This window comes from Paenibacillus sp. TAB_01 (genome assembly GCF_043945595.1).
Taxonomy (GTDB): Bacteria; Bacillota; Bacilli; order Paenibacillales; family NBRC-103111; genus Paenibacillus_S.
Genome location: NZ_JBIFNP010000001.1, coordinates 4,530,620 through 4,549,470, shown reverse-complemented (window position 1 = coordinate 4,549,470; position 18,851 = coordinate 4,530,620). Strand labels below are relative to the sequence as shown.

General features: G+C 50.6%; 23 protein-coding genes, 1 pseudogene and 1 other annotated feature. Of the genes and pseudogenes, 22 read left to right on the top strand and 2 right to left on the bottom strand.

All coding sequences use genetic code 11. The features are described from left to right. Window positions 1-173: 173 nt before the first annotated feature. From ACHHV8_RS22120 to ACHHV8_RS22075, 10 genes and pseudogenes are all read left to right on the top strand, one after another. The gene (locus ACHHV8_RS22120; protein WP_395161628.1) at window positions 174-1,184 is read left to right on the top strand and encodes an ABC transporter substrate-binding protein; all 1,011 of its coding nucleotides are present in this window, start codon (window positions 174-176) and stop codon (window positions 1,182-1,184) included. A gap of 21 nt (window positions 1,185-1,205) precedes the next feature. Then, window positions 1,206-2,036: a sulfite exporter TauE/SafE family protein gene (locus ACHHV8_RS22115; protein WP_395161626.1), complete on the top strand. Its 831-nt coding sequence runs from the start codon at window positions 1,206-1,208 to the stop codon at window positions 2,034-2,036. Between the two features lie 106 nt (window positions 2,037-2,142). Beyond that, window positions 2,143-2,859: an amidohydrolase family protein gene (locus tag ACHHV8_RS22110; RefSeq protein WP_395161624.1), complete on the top strand. Its 717-nt coding sequence runs from the start codon at window positions 2,143-2,145 to the stop codon at window positions 2,857-2,859. 357 nt (window positions 2,860-3,216) lie between these two features. Then, window positions 3,217-3,570: pseudogene (locus ACHHV8_RS22105) on the top strand (hypothetical protein); the annotation flags it as partial. A gap of 478 nt (window positions 3,571-4,048) precedes the next feature. Further along, a complete protein-coding gene (locus ACHHV8_RS22100) occupies window positions 4,049-5,434 on the top strand; it encodes a spore germination protein (RefSeq protein ID WP_395161622.1) in 1,386 nt (461 codons plus the stop codon). A 49-nt stretch (window positions 5,435-5,483) separates the two neighbouring features. Beyond that, window positions 5,484-6,524 (top strand): Ger(x)C family spore germination protein, encoded by a 1,041-nt coding sequence (locus ACHHV8_RS22095; RefSeq protein ID WP_395161620.1) that lies wholly within the window; start codon window positions 5,484-5,486, stop codon window positions 6,522-6,524. Between the two features lie 122 nt (window positions 6,525-6,646). After that, window positions 6,647-7,735, top strand: coding sequence for a GerAB/ArcD/ProY family transporter (locus tag ACHHV8_RS22090; protein ID WP_395161618.1), 1,089 nt, complete (start codon window positions 6,647-6,649; stop codon window positions 7,733-7,735). Beyond that, window positions 7,732-7,932 carry a hypothetical protein gene (locus tag ACHHV8_RS22085; RefSeq protein WP_395161616.1) on the top strand — a complete coding sequence of 67 codons (201 nt, stop codon included), beginning with the start codon at window positions 7,732-7,734 and terminating at the stop codon, window positions 7,930-7,932. Before ACHHV8_RS22090 ends, ACHHV8_RS22085 begins: the two co-directional genes overlap by 4 nt. A 114-nt stretch (window positions 7,933-8,046) precedes the next feature. After that, window positions 8,047-8,385, top strand: a complete 339-nt coding sequence (locus ACHHV8_RS22080) for a YHYH domain-containing protein (protein WP_395161614.1) — start codon at window positions 8,047-8,049, stop codon at window positions 8,383-8,385. Further along, complete coding sequence (locus ACHHV8_RS22075) at window positions 8,382-8,729, top strand: hypothetical protein (protein WP_395161612.1); 348 nt, start codon at window positions 8,382-8,384, stop codon at window positions 8,727-8,729. Before ACHHV8_RS22080 ends, ACHHV8_RS22075 begins: the two co-directional genes overlap by 4 nt. 48 nt (window positions 8,730-8,777) lie before the next feature. On the opposite strand, the gene ACHHV8_RS22070 is transcribed toward ACHHV8_RS22075, so the two are convergent. Continuing rightward, on the bottom strand, window positions 8,778-9,284 hold the full coding sequence (locus ACHHV8_RS22070; protein WP_395161610.1) for a CBO0543 family protein: 507 nt from the start codon (window positions 9,282-9,284) through the stop codon (window positions 8,778-8,780). Between the two features lie 537 nt (window positions 9,285-9,821). On the opposite strand from ACHHV8_RS22070, the gene ACHHV8_RS22065 reads away from it, so the two are divergent. Next, window positions 9,822-11,966, top strand: coding sequence for a right-handed parallel beta-helix repeat-containing protein (locus ACHHV8_RS22065; protein ID WP_395161608.1), 2,145 nt, complete (start codon window positions 9,822-9,824; stop codon window positions 11,964-11,966). 513 nt (window positions 11,967-12,479) lie between these two features. After that, window positions 12,480-12,717, top strand: a binding site (T-box leader). 49 nt (window positions 12,718-12,766) lie between these two features. After that, window positions 12,767-13,939, top strand: a complete 1,173-nt coding sequence (locus ACHHV8_RS22060; protein ID WP_395161606.1) for an aminotransferase class I/II-fold pyridoxal phosphate-dependent enzyme — start codon at window positions 12,767-12,769, stop codon at window positions 13,937-13,939. 107 nt (window positions 13,940-14,046) lie between these two features. Here ACHHV8_RS22060 and ACHHV8_RS22055 read toward each other — a convergent pair whose 3' ends face one another. Next, on the bottom strand, window positions 14,047-14,280 hold the full coding sequence (locus tag ACHHV8_RS22055; protein ID WP_395161604.1) for a hypothetical protein: 234 nt from the start codon (window positions 14,278-14,280) through the stop codon (window positions 14,047-14,049). 91 nt (window positions 14,281-14,371) lie between these two features. On the opposite strand from ACHHV8_RS22055, the gene ACHHV8_RS22050 reads away from it, so the two are divergent. The 10 genes from ACHHV8_RS22050 to ACHHV8_RS22005 all read left to right on the top strand — a co-directional run bounded on the left by ACHHV8_RS22050 (window position 14,372) and on the right by ACHHV8_RS22005 (window position 18,764). Further along, entirely contained in the window at window positions 14,372-14,602 is a 231-nt protein-coding gene (locus ACHHV8_RS22050) for a spore germination protein (protein ID WP_395161602.1), read from the top strand. A 15-nt stretch (window positions 14,603-14,617) separates the two neighbouring features. Next, the gene (locus ACHHV8_RS22045; protein WP_395161600.1) at window positions 14,618-14,827 is read left to right on the top strand and encodes a spore germination protein GerPB; all 210 of its coding nucleotides are present in this window, start codon (window positions 14,618-14,620) and stop codon (window positions 14,825-14,827) included. 18 nt (window positions 14,828-14,845) lie between these two features. Continuing rightward, a complete protein-coding gene (gerPC, locus tag ACHHV8_RS22040) occupies window positions 14,846-15,274 on the top strand; it encodes a spore germination protein GerPC (RefSeq protein ID WP_395163589.1) in 429 nt (142 codons plus the stop codon). Then, entirely contained in the window at window positions 15,243-15,464 is a 222-nt protein-coding gene (gene gerPC / locus ACHHV8_RS22035; protein WP_395161598.1) for a spore germination protein GerPC, read from the top strand. Before gerPC (ACHHV8_RS22040) ends, gerPC (ACHHV8_RS22035) begins: the two co-directional genes overlap by 32 nt. Before the next feature lies 1 nt (window position 15,465). Then, window positions 15,466-15,639: a spore gernimation protein GerPD gene (locus tag ACHHV8_RS22030; RefSeq protein ID WP_395161596.1), complete on the top strand. Its 174-nt coding sequence runs from the start codon at window positions 15,466-15,468 to the stop codon at window positions 15,637-15,639. A gap of 38 nt (window positions 15,640-15,677) precedes the next feature. Next, window positions 15,678-16,064, top strand: coding sequence for a spore germination protein GerPE (locus ACHHV8_RS22025; protein WP_395161594.1), 387 nt, complete (start codon window positions 15,678-15,680; stop codon window positions 16,062-16,064). A 26-nt stretch (window positions 16,065-16,090) separates the two neighbouring features. After that, on the top strand, window positions 16,091-16,309 hold the full coding sequence (locus tag ACHHV8_RS22020; RefSeq protein ID WP_395161592.1) for a spore germination protein: 219 nt from the start codon (window positions 16,091-16,093) through the stop codon (window positions 16,307-16,309). Between the two features lie 18 nt (window positions 16,310-16,327). Continuing rightward, entirely contained in the window at window positions 16,328-16,717 is a 390-nt protein-coding gene (locus tag ACHHV8_RS22015) for a CS domain-containing protein (protein ID WP_395161590.1), read from the top strand. Between the two features lie 374 nt (window positions 16,718-17,091). Beyond that, entirely contained in the window at window positions 17,092-17,943 is an 852-nt protein-coding gene (locus ACHHV8_RS22010) for a carbohydrate ABC transporter permease (protein ID WP_395163588.1), read from the top strand. Next, the gene (locus tag ACHHV8_RS22005; protein ID WP_395161588.1) at window positions 17,940-18,764 is read left to right on the top strand and encodes a carbohydrate ABC transporter permease; all 825 of its coding nucleotides are present in this window, start codon (window positions 17,940-17,942) and stop codon (window positions 18,762-18,764) included. Before ACHHV8_RS22010 ends, ACHHV8_RS22005 begins: the two co-directional genes overlap by 4 nt. Window positions 18,765-18,851: the final 87 nt, after the last annotated feature.

Below are 18,851 nucleotides of genomic sequence, written 5' to 3'. Positions count from 1 at the left end.
AATGGGCATATTCGTCGATTTTCATCATTCGTCCTCGTTGGCATATCATTAAATGTTAACTATATTGACTCGAAATTACATCGCTGCTATGTTAGATGATAACGATTGGCCGGTAAAACCGGATTACCGGGTCAATTAACCATCGCTCAGTGAAGAACAAGGGGGATTTGTATATGAGAAAAACGGTGCGGATGTGGGGATGTATTTCATTGGTTATGACTTTGCTGGCCGGCTGCGGTTCCGCCGCTTCTACGCCCAAAGCTTCGGAGGCGGCAAAAGAGACGAAAGAGCAGGTGCCGGTTACGCAAATCATGAACTGGTATGCGCAGGCGGACCAAGGAGGACAATATGCCGCACAAGCGCAGGGGTTTTATAAAGAGGCCGGAATCGATATGACGATCCAGCCGGGCGGCCCGCAAATTTCGACCATTCAGGTCGTTTCGTCGGGGAAGGCCCAGTTCGGTATGGCGCAAGGAGACCAGGTGCTGATGGCCCGTGCGGAGGGGATTCCTCTTGTGGCGGTTGCCTCTTTGTTTCAAGTGAGTCCGCAGATCATTCTGTTTCAGAAGAACGAACCGATCCAAACCTTCGGGGATCTGAACGGAAGAACGGTGTTTGTTTCTCCAGGGTCGCCTTACTGGGAATATATCAAGAAGAAATATAAGCTGGATCAAGTGAATGAGCTGGCATTTACCGGCGATTTCAGCGGATTCCTTTCAAATAAAACCTCAGGCGCCCAGGCTTATTTGAACACAGCGCCTTTCAGCTTGAAGGAGCAGGGCATCGAAACCAATTACTTGAAAATCTACGATTCGGGCTATCAGCCCTACGCCAATGTTTTATTTACGACCGAGAAGGTTTTGAAGGAAAATCCGAAGCTGGTGAAGGCTTATGTGGAGGCCAGCGTCCAAGGCTGGAACTATTATAAGGATCACTATAAGGATGTGAACCCTGTGCTGCTTAAGGCGAACCCCAACCTCAACGCGGACTTGCTGAATTTCGGGGCGGAATCCCAAAGGGATCTTGTATTTGGCGGCGATGCGGCAGAACACGGTGTAGGCTATATGGCAGAGGCCCGTTGGACTACGCTGATGAAGCAGCTGCTTGAGGCGGGTCTAATCAAGAAAGAGGTCGATGTGACCAAAGTGTTTACGAACGAGTTTCTGCCCGCGCCTGCACATTAAACACCGGAAAGGGGAAGCGAATTGAAACATCATCCTAACTTGGGGGAAGAAGCATCCGAAGGACTGCCGTTCCTTATCAAAGTGAGTCTGATCGGCATATTCGGCGGATTTCTGGGCGGGCTCCTCGGCATCGGCGGCTCCTTCCTTGTGATTCCTTTCTTATCCGGCCTGCTGGGCTTGTCTTCCCATAAGGCTCATGCAACAGCGCTGCCCGTAGCCTTTGCCTCCGGGCTGTCGGCTCTCGGCTTTTACTCGGCATCGGGCCATATTGATTTGAAGCTCACGATTCCTGTCATGATCAGCAGTCTGGTCGGAGTTATGCTGGGTACGCGGTGGATGAAATATGTAAAAGGCCGGCATCTAAGCCTATGGTTCGGCTGTTTCCTCCTCATTATTGCAGCAGGCTTCGCCTTGTCCTTAACGACCGGATCGGAGGGGCAGACAGGCGAGGCATCGTATTCGCTGCTGCGTTCGATCCTGCTCGGATTGGCGGCAGGGATCCCAAGCGGCCTGTTCGGGGCCGGGGGCGGAATTATTATGGTTCCGGGGGCCGTGCTCCTGCTGCAAGTCGCAGAGCAGACAGCTCAAGGCATATCGCTGCTTGCCATCATTCCCACTACGCTGCTGGGTACCTGGATGCAGTACAGACAAGGCAATATCGCCTCGAAGGTGGCTCCCTATTTAACGGCGACGGCTTTCCTGGGCGGCTTGCTGGGAGGCTGGCTTGCCGTACATTTGCACGGATCGGTGCTTAAAGGCCTCCTCATTGTGATCCTGCTATACATCGGGATTCAAAATGTATGGAAGAACCGCCCGTGGAAAAACACACGGGTAAAGGAGCGGGAGCTATGAATCCTGCAGTGCAGGATCGGCCTGCTCCAATGCGGCGGTCTGATAAACGAGGACGCTATTTTCAAAACAAGCGATTATTTCATTTCCAGAGAAGGAGGTGCTCTTTATGATCAACGCGTCACTTACACCGGATGATTTCACCGCACAACGGCTGCTGCTCATTCCCGACCAGCTGCTGCTTCGTCAGGGACCTGCGGCCGGCCAAGCGGCTCTCGTGGAAAAAGGGCGCTTCGCCGATATCGGCCCGGCGGCCGAGCTGATCGAACGCTATACCGACGCAGCGCAGGTGCGGCTGCCCGGCGCCGTCGTGATGCCGGGCTTCATCGATGCGCATCACCATCTGACGCAAGCGTTCGGTAAGGCGCTCGCATTCGGCGAGCCTTCGGAAATTTTTCGCCGCATCTGGGTTCCGCTCGAAGGCAGTCTCGATGCGGAGCTTCTGTATCTTGCGAGCAAGCTTGCGGCGCTGGAGGCGCTGCGCGGAGGCTTTACGACGGTCGTCGATGCAGGCACCCGCGCCGATGCCGGTCTTGAGCCTCTGATGCAGGCGACCTCGGAAGCGGGACTGCGCTGTGTGCTTGGATTGATCTGCAACGATCTGGGCGGCGCGCCGTCCGATAACGCGCAGTCGATTCTGAAGCGGGCAGAGGCTCACCTCTTGAATGGCTCGAAGGACGGTCTGATCCATCCTTCACTGGCCATCTCCATTCCGGAGGCGGCAACCGATGAAATGCTGCGCAGCGTTGCGGGACTTTGCCGAGAGGCGGGAGCGGTTTTCAATCGCATGTCAACGAGCATCTCGGCGCAGTGGAACGCTCCTTGATCCAGCGCGGCCTGCGGCCGCTGGAGCATCTCCATGCGGCGGGCGCACTCGGTCCGCACACGCTGATCGCGCATGCCACGCTGCTTACCTCGCACGAGCTGATGGTGCTGCGCGAGACGGATACCGCGGTCGCCTACAATCCCGTGGCCTCGCAGTGGAAAGGCAACGCGGTCGCGCCGGCGACGCTTATGCAGTCGCTTGGCATCCGCTTCGGCCTCGGAACGGACGGAACCCGCAGCGACGGGTTCCGGCTGCTTGACTCGGCTGAAGCGACGCAGCGCCTCGCCTACGGTCTCGCAGCGGGCGATTTCTCCTGCGGCGGCGGCTGGCCCTGGCTGAACGCATGCCACAGCGGGGAGTGCCGAAGCCGTCGGCCTGGGCGGGCTGACCGGCGAAATCGCCGTCGGCAAGGCGGCGGATTTTCTGATCGTCGATATCGATGTGCCGGAATTTTACCCGTCACGGGACCTTGTATGGGAGCTGACCCGCTTTGGCAACCGCGATCAGATTCTCGGCGTGTTCGTAGCGGGAAGGCTGCGGTTATGGAACGGCTGGCCCGTCGATTGGGACGGACGGGCGCTAATGCGCGAGGTCGGCCGGCGAGCCGAGGCGGCGGTTGCAGCCGCACCGATTCATAAGATCCATCCTTCATCGGCGGAGCATCGGGCCGGCAGGGAAGCAAACGGCATCCTTCGCCGCCCGGTCGGGTGAGCGGGTGTCCGGCGAAACGTATGTCTTCCTAATATAATTGAGAAAACAGGACCAAGATAAGAAGCCATGCCTCTTACAAGGCGCTAAAAAGCACCGCAGCGTGCGAGAGGCCACTGAAAAAGTCATTGCTACGAGTACGGAATATTCTTCCGATCGCTGTTGTCCCTGGATTTCTCTGATTATATTCCGCTTGTAGCGGTTGAAATCCAGGGACAAAGGCGAACGCTTACGCTTCTACAGAACATTTCCGTACCCTCCGTAAGTTTTTCAGTGACCTCGTGTGCGGAAACCATTCTGCAGATCCCCAACTGCGATCGAAAGAAGGAGCCGTACGCATAGCGATTGCTTTTGCCGAGGCTGCTCTCTTTTTGGTCTTGTTTTTGTTATATCCATATGACTGCATAATATTTCTTGAAATGGATAATGATAAGAAAAATTTACCGGGGAGGGGACAACCCTGGCTTCCAACGGATCGAGCGTGCTTATTGTTCATCAAATCATGGAACGGCTGGGGCATTCGCCGGACTTTGTTTGTCACGAGTTCGCGCTAAGTCCGGACCTTGGTTTATTTTGCATCTACATTTCTTCAATCGTTTCCACAGAGCATGCCAATGAATTTATATTCAAGCCCATTCTGGAGCAAAATTTGGATGCCAGGGCGCTGCGCGATCCCAAGTCTTGGCTTGAATCGCTCATCCCCAAGGCACAGACCGATGCCTTTAAGGAAGCAACGGAGGGGATTCAACGCCTTCTCGAGGGGCAGTGCCTTCTCATTTCAAGCAGCGGAGATTGCCGTCTCAGCTACGATATTGCCAAAGGGCAGAACCGCAGTGTCTCTGAACCTACGACGGAGGCGTCCATCCGAGGTCCAAGAGAAGGCTTCGTTGAGGATATTGCCAGAAATGTCGCTTTAATACGCAAAAGGCTGAAGAGCGAGCATTTAATATTTGAACAACTGATTATCGGGACGGAGACCAAGACCAAGGTTTACTTGACCTATATCGATAATATCGCGCAGGTCAAAGTTGTGGAGGAATTCCGCAGGCGTCTCAATTCCATTCATGCGGACAGCATTCTGGAGAGCTCTTACATCGAGGAGTGGATTCAAGATAATACCTGGTCTCCTTTTCCTCAGCTGCTCTTTACGGAGAGGCCGGATTCTGTCGTTGCCAAGCTTATGGAGGGACAGGTCGTCGTTATGACGGACGGGACCCCCATTGCGCTGGTCGGTCCGGTTACTTTTTTCCAATTCTTCAATTCTCCCGAGGATTATTACCAGCGGGCGGATATTGCCACCCTATCGCGATGGCTGCGTTTCTTTGCCTTCCTGCTGTCCATCTTTGTTCCGGCGCTCTACATCGCCGTCGTCAGCTATCATCCGGAGCTGCTGCCGAATTCGTTGTTGATCAGCTTGGCGGCCCAACGGGAGGAAGTGCCGTTTCCCGCCTTTTTTGAAGCGGCGATTATGATGGTGACCTTCGAGATTTTACGGGAAGCGGGGCTGCGGATGCCGCGTATTGCCGGGCAGTCGATTTCCATCGTAGGGGCTCTTGTGCTGGGCGAAGCGGCTGTGGAAGCGGGGCTGGTTTCCGCCGCCATGGTTATCGTCGTCTCGCTAACGGCGATCTCCAACTTTGTCTCCCCCAATTACGGCTTCGGCATCGCCCAAAGAATCATTCAGTTTGCGTTTATGATTCTGGCGGGATTAATGGGATTATTCGGATTGATGTGCGGCGTATTTTTTGTGCTCATTCATCTCGTTTCTTTGCGCTCATTCGGCGTAAAGTATTTTACACCCTTGGCTCCGTTCGTGTCCTCTCTGCCTGGAGAGATACGCTGTTCAGAGTTCCGCGGTATAAGATGAAGCGATTCCCGCATAGACGAATGCAAAATAAATAAGAAGGTGCTGGAAGATGAAGGCCTCACGCTTAGGAGTCGTGCTGACGCTGCTGGCGCTTTGTACCGGGTGCTGGGATATAAAGGATATCAATACGCTGGCCATAGTTAGCTTGGCCGGTGTCGATAAAGATCCGAAAACGGGAGATTTCTTAGCCTACTATCAAGTCATGAATCCGACAGGCCTGTCGACAAGAACAGGAAGCTCGGCGAAGGCTGCCGTGTATACCTTTAATTTCAAAGACTTCAGTCACGGAAGATTTACTGAAAAAACAGGCAGGGCTATGCCCCGATTATTTTTTACGGCGCATTTGCAGAGCTACATCATCTCCGAACGTTACGCCAGGGAAGGCATACTGGACCTGATCAATTATGTCGAGCTGAATCCTGAGCGCCGGTCCAATTTAATTATTTTTGTTTCGGACAGCCCTCTGGACGTCATTATGAACAGCTTTACTCCTCTGGACCGAGTTCCCGGCAGATTCATGCGTTCCTTGTCCAATCACTATCAGCGCAATTTTAGAATGAACATTTATCCGATCCGGTTCAAGGACCTGGAAAAGGATTTGAAGCGCCAGACACCCACTGTCATTCCAATCATTCACTATAACGGAGTGAAAGCGGCCTCCAAGTCCGATGAAATCGAAAAAATCAATGCGACCCAAAACGGATTGACTTTTGCCGAAGGTGCCGTCTTTATCCATGCCCGAATGGTCGGCCGTCTGGATGATAAATCGAAGGTTCTGTTTTACATCCTGAATAAAAAGTACCGGCGATTGACAGAAACGATCACCGTAAACGGAAGCTATGTCGATGTCGAAGCGCAAGATATACAGGTTCAGCGAAAATGGATCGCGCCCGGCTCTCATCTTTCCTTCGATATCCATGCGGATTTGCGCATCATCAACAATCAGCAACAAAGAAAGATGACTCTGCAAAACCTCCAGCAAATTGAGGCTTCATTTAACAAAATGCTGGAAGCAAAAGCGGAAGCCCTGGAGCAGATGAGTAAAGACAAAGGCTGGGACCTGCTCGGCATACACGAACCATGGCGGTAATGAAGACAGCTGGCGGCAAACGAAAGTAACATTCCATGTTACGTCGACGATGACAACGACCGGCAACACGAGTACACCCTATCTTTTAGAATAGAGGATGCGATCGGATGGAGCAGGCTAATTTGAGCGGTTGGCAACTCTTTAATCTTACTTTGGTATTTATCATTGGGACTTCGTTTATCTTATTGCCCGGGAGTCTCATTGCCGACGCCAAGCAGTATGGCTGGCTTGTTTTTATATGGGCGTTCCTGTACGGGATAATATTGGGAGGACTCTGGTTGTACCTGTCCAGCAAATTTCCGGGACTAAGCATTGTCCAGATCGCGGTACAGGTGCTGGGTAAATGGGCGGGAGGCTTCGTTTCCCTTCTGTACGTTCTCTTCTTCATTCAGATCGCTTCCTGGGTTACGCGCAACATGAGCGATTTCATGCACATTAATGTGATGCCGCGTACGCCTCTTTCTGTCTTCAATATCATGATCCTGGCCGTTTGCGCCTATGCTGTGGTCAAAGGGATCGAATCGATCGCCATGGTATGCGAGTTGTTGAGCTTGCTGTTAACTCTGCCTTTCTGGATTCCCTTTTCCATCATGATTCAAGAATGGGATTGGCAGAACTTCAACGTGCCTTATGTTTTTCACCCTTGGGAGACGTTTTTAAACACCCGTTATGCACTTGCGTTCCCTTTTATGGAGGCCGTTTCCTTTATGATGATTTTCCCGTTTGCCGGACGCCGCTTAAACCTTGCCTTTCTCTCCGGAATCGGGTTTGCTGGAATCAATTTGACGTTAAGTATTCTATTTACGATCGGCGTGTTAGGCGTGGAGCGTGCTTCGCATCTCATCTACCCGATATTCATTATTTTTCGTGAGATGGAGTTTACGAACTTTATCGAGCATCTGGAATCGGTGCTTTCCATCAACATTCTTCTGATCGTATGCATTAAATTAAGCTTATTGTTCTACTGTGCGGTTCTGGCTATTTGCCAGCTATTCGAAGTGAAGGAGCGCGGGGTTGTCGCTTATCCGCTCATCTGGATTATTTCGGCGTATGCGCTGTTTTTCAAGAATATCGTGGAAAATGTGAATTGGGTGAAAATGTATTTGTTTAACTACTATGCGTTGTACGCTATCGTGATCCCTGCCGTCTTGATTATATGTGCGCGGATGAGGAAAAAAGGCCGGTTCCGGAAGAGGGAGACGGCAACATGACTCTGCTGATTCTTTTGTATATTTTTTTTCACATAGGCGGGTTCTGGATATTAAGAGCGAGCCCGTCCCAAAAGAAGGAAATGGGGCTTTTTTTCGGCCTAACGACGTTGGGGGCTGTGCTTTGGGGCAGTATCATTCTCCGGCATCCGCTGGATGTAAATAAAGCTATCGGTTGGATGCTGTCCCATTGGCTGTAAGGTGGAGCAGGGTGCGGGCAAGCTTGTCCCGATTTTCAAAATAATAATTGCCGCTATTTATCTTTCATGGTATTATTTTCTAGGTCATTTGAACCAATTCAGGAGGATATTACCATGAAAATCAAGAAAATTATTGTTTCTTTTGCACTACTCAGCTTGTCTTTTTCTTCCATTGCAGGTGCTCACCCGGGCAGGACGGACGCTAACGGGGGACATTATTGCCGGACCAACTGTGAGAAATGGGGACTGAAGTACGGAGAGTACCATTATCATAATGGCGGGGGAAGCAGCAGCGGATCGTCAAGCTCCGGTTCCTCATCTACAGGCAGCAGTTCACCGGTGTATACAACTCCTAAAGAGGTTATTCCTGACGGCGCCGTCAAAGTGAGCCTGCCTTCCTATCCTGTTTATGTGAATGGCCAGCAGGTAATTCCACATCGAAATATCCGGTGATCGAATACAAGGATATTACTTATTTTCCGATGACCTGGAATTATACGCAAGCGTTAGGACTTGAAACCAAATGGGACGCCGATGTCGGCTTTGTTGTAAGAAAGTCGGAGGCGAAAGCGGCCAAACTAAACCCGGATGCAGGCGTTCCCGCATCCAAGCTGTATGCGAAGCTTCCTGATTTTAATGTTTATGTGAACGACGTATGGATCGATAACTCGAGCGAGGAATATCCTTTGCTTGTCCTGAACGATGTTAATTATTTTCCAATGACCTGGAAGTTTGCCGTTGAGGAGCTTGGCTTGACTGCAAGCTTTACTAACAATAGTTTTTATATTTCAAAGTAGCGCTAAAAAGGGGCCGATCCAACGATCTCTTTATTATTAGTAAATTGCTCATCTTTGAAAAACAGGAATCTTAAACCAAAAAAGCAATAAAACGATGATGGCGGATGAAAGCAGTAATGCTTTAGCGCGATGCGTATGGAAGAAACGGATCATGAAGAACATGGCGAAATAGAACCCGATCGACCAATAAAAACTCCAGCCGTGATGATAACTGATTTTTCCGAAATGCAGCCAAGTATATTCGATAAGGCACAACAAAACGACCCAAGCAACATAGTAGAATACCTTGCGCTTCATGGAGATATCAGGAAAATAGTTAAGATATAAAAGCGTGATGCAGGGAAGCAAAATGATTGTATTTGTAAGATCGGTCATAGTATGGCTGCTCAGTATGTCCGGCTGAAACGACCAGATTAAATAGTTGCTGCACAAAAAATTGTATAAAAGATTTAAGAACGAAACAAACAGCATCGTCTCAAAATAAGTCTGCCATTGGCGCCGGGATTTCGAAACCAAGGTGACTGCAAGAAATATGAGATCGGTTAATAAAATCATCCTGTTACCTCCAGCCAACCTGCGTTTTAACCAATCTATCGCCAGTATCTGTTAATATGATTTTTTCCAATAAGTGAAAAATCAATGCAAAATTTACATAAAATCAGGAAAGCGCCTATTTAGGCGAAATAGGCACGCTAGGGAGCAAATTCCTACCTAAGCCTCAGCCATTTCGGAGGGTCGGAAGAAAATGAGGATTTCTGGTTCATTCGAACCGAAGAAGGAGTAATGCGGCAGGGTGGAAAGGCCTAATGCAGCCTATGTGGGCTGTTTTTTTATTATCATGAAGGTCATTTCTGATGTATATGCGGCGGAAAAGCAGGGTTTCAAGCCGCTGGATCCGTTCCATAAACTGACAAATTATGCTCTCTTTCTGAGGTATGATAGTAAAATGATCCTGCACCACAAATCGAATTCGAAAGTGAGGTGGAGCTGCAGCGGCAAGATTGACTATAATGGAGCTGAAATTGAATCAGGCTGCTTGCCATCGGAATTGAACGGCTACCAAATATGAATAAAAGAATGGTGAAATGAAATATGAAAAATACTTTGTTTGCTTTTGCATTTCTGCTGGCATTTCTGCTAACGGGGGCGGAGGCCCCGGATGCTTCGGTTGTCTCAGATGCCCCAGCTGTCTCAGATGCCTCAGATGCCTCAGCCTCATCTTCAAGCACAACCTCTGTCCAGGACGATACGGTATACACGCTGGTGCCTGAGGACTGGCATATTTACAAGGACGGCACGCATCCGGAGGAGACGACAAAAGGCTTCAACGATGCCTTAGTCTGGGCACATAACAACGGGAAGAGCACGTTCAAGGTTCCGGCCGGAACCTATTTGATTAAGAAGGAAGATCCTGCGCGGCCTTCCGATCCGAGTGCGCGCATCAATATGGTGCCGGATATGACCTTTGAGCTGGACGAACAAGCGGTCCTTCGGAAGGAAACGAATGGACTGCCGGGCTACCAGACGCTGCACGTCGGGTATGGAGCGAATCATGTGACCCTTAAGGGCGGCACCTACCGAGGGGATAAAGATACCCACGATTACTCCAGCGGAGGCACCCATGAAGGCGGGTACGGGATCGTGATCGAAGGCGCCGTCAATGTAACGGTAGATGGCGTTAAAGCGGTTGACTTCACAGGCGACGGGCTGGCGGTCGGCGGCAAAGGAACGCTGGTGCAGGATTTGTATGAGAACAGCTTCGTTTCCGGAGCGATTGACGACAGCGGCAAAATGATCGCGGATGCTGGTAAAATCCGTACGAAGGCGCCGCTCCATTTCAATCATCCGATCTTCCAAACCGAAAGGGAATTCGAATTGTCGAACAGGCAGAAGCTCCCGGCCGTTTTTGACATTTATTTTTATAAGCAGGATGGCACGTTCTTGACGAGTCTGCACGATATGACAATGCGTCAAATTATGCAAATCCCGGAGGGAGCTGCCGATTTCCATCTGGTGTTCAACCAAGCGGTCAGCACCGGAGCTTATGTGGAATTTTGGCAGCGGGCCGTATCCAAGCAGGTGGTGATTCAAAATTCCGAATTCGCTTTTAACCGCAGGCAGGGGATTACGGTCGGAGGCGGCGACCAGATTACTATCAAGAATAACAAGCTGCATGATATGAAAGGCGCGGCGCCTCAGTCGGGAATTGATGTGGAGGGCGGCTACGGGCAGAACGGTCACTTGAATACGAACATTTTTATTCAAAATAACGAGTTTTATAATAACACGGCGTATGATTTGATCCTATACGATGGACATGACGCCACGGTGGAAGGAAACCGCTTCGGCTCCAAGGGACGAATCGGATTGGCGGTGTCGCCTCCGTTTACCGGCGCTACGGTTAAGGATAACCATTTTGATGGAACCAGCATCTACGCTTACCATGACGTTCATTTTATCGGCAACCAAATGAACGATTCGCTGACGCATTTGGAAGGGCCTAACTTATCGCTGGACGGCATGACATTTACCGACTCCAAGTTCATTATCAGCAGCAAGGAACCGTTCGGGATATCGGCCTCCAATATTACGCTGATTAACGATAAGGGCGGCGCGGAGCTTTCCTTATGGCTCCAGCCGGTTCATCTGAGCCATATTACGCTGATCGGGGCCGGCCTTTCGGGTGGAGCCGCAAGCGGCAGCGTGATCGACGGGCTTACGGTACGCGAGACAAGCGGCTTGAATCTGCCTCCGGCCACGTACAATCAGTGCGACATCGAGTCGGCGACGAGCGGAATTACGCTGGATGGAGAAGGCGCATATGTGTTCGACCAATGCCGGCTCAAGGTGAAAGAAGGCATCATCGTCACACATCCTGATGCGGATTTCACAATGACGAACTCCAGCTTCGAGATGCTGAACCGGCGCTTCGCGCTGAAGGCGGTCCAAGCTCAAAGCATCCGGTTCGAGAACAACGAGATCGTATCGGAGCGGATGGCCGCGGCGACGGACTACGCTGTCATTATTGGGGATTACTGGACGAGAAACAATCCGTACGCAGTGAAGGAGGCCGTGATCCGCGGCAATACGATAACGACCAATCTTCCTGCCCAGGGGATCTCGACGATCTACGCGGGAGCCGGGGCGCCGAAGTATACGATCGAGAATAATACGCTGGTTCATGCAAAGCTTCAGCTGCGGGAGACGGATGCGAGCACGAGCAACGTGGAAAAATAAGCAGGCTGCCAGCCGCTTCGCTCAGGCATTGCAAGCTTGTCGATCCGGGAGCTTATACCCCTTTCATAGGGGAGTGTAAGAAATACTTCACATACGAACTGACCGGCCAATGATTACGAGGCCACTGAAGAACTTACAGAGGGTACGGAAATGTTCTGTAGAAGCGTAAGCGTTCGCCTTTGTCCCTGGATTTCAACCGCTACAAGCGGAATATAATCAGAGAAATACAGAGACAACAGCGATCGTAAGAATATTCCGTACTCGTAGCAATGACTTTTTCAGTGGCCTCATGATTACTGGTCGGTCCTTTTGCTAGGGACAAGCCAAACGCCGCTGAGTTCTCGACGTGCTCGTTATAAAAAGGAAAATTTTTTAAAAGATAGCAAGTCATATTTCCTTTCTTTTTCATGTCACAAAATCTGACTTTTGATTTTGTGCTTTCTGCCGGATATTTGACTATTGACAAACCGTCCTGCGCTGTTTATGATTACCTTAAATTTCATAACGGTACCTTTAAATTCGAAGAAGAGAAAGAGTAAGCCGTCCATTTGTTCTGACAGAGAGTTGGGGTTGCTGAAAACCAACGTTCAAATGTCTGCCGAAAGCCATCTCCGAGAAGCAAGCTGAAATTAGTAGGCTATGCCGTATTTCCTACGTTACAAGGAACACGTATTGATGGATATGTGAGCAGAGTGTCACTCCGTTCGGGGTGAAACTAGGGTGGTAACACGGGTATAAACTCGTCCCTTGTCAGGGGCGGGTTTTTTTGTTTTTTCACATAACGGAGAGGATGGATGGATATGTCTAATCATTCGATAAGAGAGCTGATTTCACCGGTAGTAAGGGAAATGCCGCCTTCAGGCATACGGAAGTTTTTCGATTTGATCGACGGGCAAAAGGATATCATCTCGCTCGGCGTCGGCGAGCCGGATTTTGTAACGCCGAAGGCGGTCCGGGACGCCTGCATCCGCTCGCTGGAACAGGGCAGAACGACCTATACGCACAATGCGGGCTTGCCGGAGCTGAGGGAGGCGATTGCCGAATACTTGTCATCCGGCTTTGAGGTGAATTATGATCCGGCGGACGAGATTATGGTTACGGTCGGCAGCAGCGAAGCGATCGACCTGGCTTTGCGCGCGGTCATTACTCCGGGCGACGAGGTGCTCGTGCCGGTGCCCTGCTATATTTCGTATGCGCCGATCACGGCCTTAAGCGGAGGCATGGTGGTAGAGATCGAGACCCGTGCCGAGGATCAATTCAAGCTGACGGCCGAAGCGCTGCAGAGCAAGATCACACCGAGATCCAAGGTGCTGATTCTGTGCTATCCGAATAATCCTACCGGAGCCGTCATGACCTATGAAGACTGGCTTCCGATAGCGAAGCTCGCCGTGGAGCACAATCTGCTGGTCATCTCCGACGAAATCTACGCCGAGCTGACATACGAAGGCAAGCATGTCAGCCTGGCCGGGCTGCCGGGCATGAAGGAGAGAACCGTGCTGGTGAGCGGGTTTTCCAAGGGCTTTGCCATGACAGGTTGGAGAGTAGGCTATGCATGCGGGCACCCCGAGGTCATCGCCGCTATGCTCAAAATTCATCAATACACGCTGATGTGCGCTCCTATCATGGGGCAGATTGCGGCGATCGAATCGCTCAAAAACGGGCTGGAGGAGAAGGATCACATGATCGATTCCTACAACCAGCGGAGGCGGATGATCGTGCAGGGGCTGCGGCAGATCGGCTTGCCATGCCATGAACCGCTTGGCGCCTTTTACGTCTTTCCGTCAATCGCCCACACCGGTTTGACGTCGGACCAGTTCGCTCAGCGGCTGCTTCAGGAAAGCAAGGTGGTGACGGTGCCGGGAGATGCCTTCGGGCCGGGGGGCGAAGGCTTTATCCGCTGCTCCTATGCCACCTCCCTGCCTAAGCTGCAGGAAGCGCTGGAACGGATGCAGGCGTTCCTTGGCAGGCTGTAACGGCCTTCGGGCGGCGGCGACTGACGAAGCCCGCTAGCGGGGCCGTGCCGCCTTGAAGCGGTCTTTTGCCGCAAGAAGCAAGATGCCCGCATACGCTCATCGCGGGGCTAATGAGGCGTTGACGGCGGTGCCGCGTCCGTAGCAGCAGCCGCAGGGAGCTCCCTGAAAGGCGGGATGAGCGGCACGGCCGGACTGTAAATAAGCGAATCTGCGGGGGTATCGAAATACGAGGAGCAGGTTATGACCTCGGCATCTCCGATCAGGACGAGGGAAGAGCTGCCCACCCCGCTGATTTTAATGGAGCCGACGCGGATACATTTATTTTTGACGGTCATCCTCATTGCAGACACTCCTTCATAAATAGATGAATACGCCGAAAGTTCCTTCATAGAAATAAAATAAGGACATTTTAACTAAAAAGGATGTAAAACTATGCCCGCTATTGTAGGTGCGATCTCCATCAATATCGTCAGCGGTGTGATGAATGTAGGCGATGTCGGAATTATATCTCCGAGTACGTACAGTAAAACATATGCCGGAGGCAGTTCATTCAATTCCGGGAACACGCTAAACATTACCAACGCACCCAGCGTCGTTAATGTGTACGGCAGCTTCGCCTACGAGGAAAGAGCGATCGGCACGCCGGACCCCGAACCTGGTTAGAGGAGGATGGAAGCAATGAATTTTTTCATCAACCAGAATATTGTCATTCATACCTTTAAAGTGGAGGCAATTTCTAACTCTTCCGTACTTCAAATCGGCAGTGCTGGAATCATTAAGCCCCTCTCACAGCTATATAATACGGGGGGGTTCAAGGAGCCGGCACCCACTGCGGAGTCATCGGCATCTACCATTCCTTTTATTCCTTTAACAGAGCCAAGTCTATAGTGCCGTAAGGAGAGGTTGATGGGAATGTACTACTGGAGCCAGGAATGGTTGCGTTATATTCAGCAGGTGAACGAATACTTGCAGTACCAAAATCAACAAATCCAACAATTGACATCGAGGCTTGATGATCTGGATAAGGAAGTGAAGGAGCTTCAAAAGAAAAGCGCACAGCAGCAGCCCGTCATTAATAATGAATACCGGTTCGATCTATTGAAGGTCGAAAAGCTGGAAGGGACCCTGAATATCGGTCTTAATCCCAATCCGGGCGATAAAGATTCATCCATCGAGGAATTTGCCGTTGGCCAGTCCGTCAGCACACCGCCGGGGAGTGAACAGTACGGTCCTATGTTTCAGGATATTCATGGACCAGGTCCAGCAGTATTTGAGCAGCGATGCTTATCGCGCGCTGGAGAAGATGGAGCAGCAGTACCGCTATCCTTTGGATGAGCCTTACCGCAAATTCATTGTAGAGGATGTCAAAAAGCAGATTGACGAGCGCATCCGCTATTATTTGCAGAAGCATCCGGAGCCGATGGAGGATAAGGAACGTTCGATCATAGAGGAAGTCAAGCAGGATATCGAGAAGACCTTCGAAGCGTTTATCCAAAATTTGCCTCGAAAGGAGTACGACACCTAACATGGACTTCAATGTGATTAATGGAGATTTGGTTATCGGTAAAATGGATATTACGTATTTGAGTACCTCATCCACATTTCTGGTGGGGGACATCCGTGCCGTTTCCCTGCTAAGCGCTTATGATACTCCTCCGGAGAAAATGATTGTAGGCGTTACGATTCCTTTTATTGAATAAGCTATAAGCATAAGCGCAAGGGACGGAGGGTGAGTCGGATGCACAAACGGATTTCCGCCGTCGGCAGAATCAAAATCAATACGGTGGGGGCATCCACTATGCTTGAGGTGGGGGACTCCCGGCAGATGATGCCGCTTAACTATACTATAGCGGTCCAGCGCGAGAAATCGATTTATATCCAGAGCGAGTTTAATTTCTTCGATTACCAGATCTTTGCCAGACCGCTCCTGCAGCCGGTCGTTGACGAGCCCCTGCGGATGACGCGTACGAACGTTTCTCCTAACATTGTCGTCCAGGATATTAACGTATTCATCACCTCCTCCTCCTCCATTGCCCATATCGGATCGAGCGAGGAATTAACGGCCCAGTCACGAATTAAGCATATCCGGCATTTACTGAGAGAAGAGCCTACAAAATCGTCATAACTTCATTCAGACGGGAGGGAGCTTCTTTGCCATCGATCGTATTGTCCGTCAATATCAACAGCAACAGCGGAACGGTGAACTTCGGCGATACGTTAAGCATTTCACCCACCTCCAGCACCAAGTCGGTCTCCGGGCAGGGCGGAAGCAATACCGGGAATCTGGTGAATACATTAAACGGAGCCAATGTTAATAATGTATTGGATCCTTCCTTGATCGATCAGCCTACGGCAACCGTAGGTTTATGAGGATAGGGGGCGCATCGGATGAAGCGTAATCCACGTTCCTCCTCCGGATTCGATGCTTCATGGGTGGAGCAGTATGTGCATAACATCCTGAAGCAAACGCTCCCGAAGTCGGATCTGCACGCCGGCTCGAAAGGCTATGATGTGGAGACGACGGAGACCCGACAGCATGTAACGGTAAAAGTCTACGTCTCCGACCCATCGGAGGCCAAGCGGTTACAGGTGGAAGCGGCCGCTACGCAAATCAGGCTTAGCCTAAAAGACAGGGACGCGGAGCAGCGAATTCAGCTGCTGCATCCGGTAATTCCTTCCAGCTGCAGGGCGGTATATAAGGATGGGGTACTGCAGCTTCAGCTTCGCAAGCAGGAGAAGGAAGAGCTCTTTTATAATATAAACGTGCAATTTGTATAAATATTGTGCTGCTGACAGGAAAGCTGCGCCTTGCGGCTTTTTTGTTTGAATTTTTTCATTTTGAAAGCGCAAACAAACAAGCGGCAGCTGGCTGTTATCGTATAATTATTTTTGTAAATGATTGGTTGACAATATCCATAATTTGCATGTATCATTAGATCAAGTTAATAGCTGTGATGGAGAAAATGGAGATTCACATAAGCTGCTATGTCAACTGAGACAAGCATTTTATGTGTTTTTTTATTCCCTAAAACACCTGCTGAGAATGCGAGAAAGGGGTATGCCGATTGTCAGTCCAAGTAAATAATTTTAACCAAAGGACAAATGAAAGCGCTTCACTTAAGTTAAAAAGGAGGAGACTCGGAGAGAATGTACTGGCTTATTTTTTTCTAGCGCCGTCCTTGATCTTGTTTGTCACATTCTTGTTCTATCCGATGCTCCGCTCGGTGTATTTGAGTATGACGGTTACCGACCCCAGAGGGAGGGTGGCCGAATTCGTCGGTCTGGATAATTTCAAGGACTTATTAACATCTGGGCAATTTTATTCTAACCTTGAGGTCACGCTGCTGTTTATTCTGCTTACGGTACCTACCTCTATTGTTTGGTCATTAATTTTGGCAGCGCTTACGCACAATAAACTGAAGGGGATGAAGGTATTTCAATTCATCTTCTCCCTCCCAATCGTCATCTCTGTCGGCACCGGTTCGATCATCTGGTTTCTGTTGTTTCATCCGACCGCAGGCATGCTCAATTATTTTCTGAGCTGGGTTCATATTGCGCCGGTTCCGTGGCTGACGGATCCTTCCTGGGCGCTTGCGTCCATTGCTCTGATGACGGTCTGGATGAATATGGGCTTTCTGTTTATCGTCCTCTCGAGCGGTCTGCAGGGAGTGCCGGAGGAAATTTATGAAAGCGCTAAAATCGACGGCTCCGGGCCTATTCGGACGTTTATCCAGATCGTTCTGCCTTTGCTGTCCCCGACCCTTTTTTTCGCATTAATCGTCTCGGTTATCGGGGCGTTTCAGACCTTCGGTCAAATTCATGTGCTTACCAAAGGCGGTCCGATGAACTCCACCAATGTTGTCGTGTACTCGATTTATCAGGATGCGTTTATTAATTTTCGTTTCGGAACGGGCAGTGCGCAGGCCTTGATTCTGTTCGTTATTATTTTGGCGCTGACGCTGATTCAGTTTAAAGTTTTGGAAAAGAAGGTGCATTATCAATGACCGCCAAACGAATCACGCCCCCCTTGCTGTATCTGCTGCTGATTGTGCTGTCGCTTGCCGTGTTGTATCCGCTGATCTTTACGGTATTCTCGTCTTTTATGACGGAGAAGGAAGTATCCGACTTCCCTCCGCCGTTGTTTCCTTCCCATCTGTACCTGGGCAATTTCAAGGAGGCGGTGGAGAGCTTCCCGGTCGTCCGCTTTATATTGAACAGCTTTATCGTCTCGACGGCGATTATGCTCAGCCAGGTCATCACCTCCAGCATGGCGGCTTATGCGTTCTCTTTCTTGAATTTTGCGGGCAAAAAGCTGCTGTTCGCGCTATTTTTAGCTACGATGATGATTCCCTGGGAAGTGACGATCATCCCGAACTATCTGGCTATTAAAAGCTGGGGCTGGATGGACAGCTATCAAGGACTGATCGTCCCGTTTATGGCTTCGGCCTTCGGCGTATTTTTGCTGCGCCAATTTTTTCTGCAGCTGCCTCAAGAGCTGTTCGACGCCTCGCGAATCGACGGCTGCGGCCATCTGCGCAACTTTTTCTCGATCGTGCTTCCGCTGTCCCGTCCGGCATTGTCTACGCTGGGGGTATATGTGTTCCTGACGCACTGGAACCATTACTTATGGCCTCTGCTGATTACGAACCGGCCTTCTATGCGAACGGTGCAGATTGGCGTTGCGATGCTGCAGCATGCGGAGGTAATGTCGTGGAACTTGATTCTGGCCGGAGTTACGCTCGTTCTGCTGCCGTCCTTTATTCTGCTGGCCTTCGGCGTCAAGCAGCTGGTGCGCGGGATTACGGCGGGAGCGGTGAAAGGCTGACGGCTGCGGGTGATCCGTCTGTTCCTAAAGGACAGACTTATCATAGATAGGCATTCACATTATAGCGAAGCGAGGAGACGAAGAGAC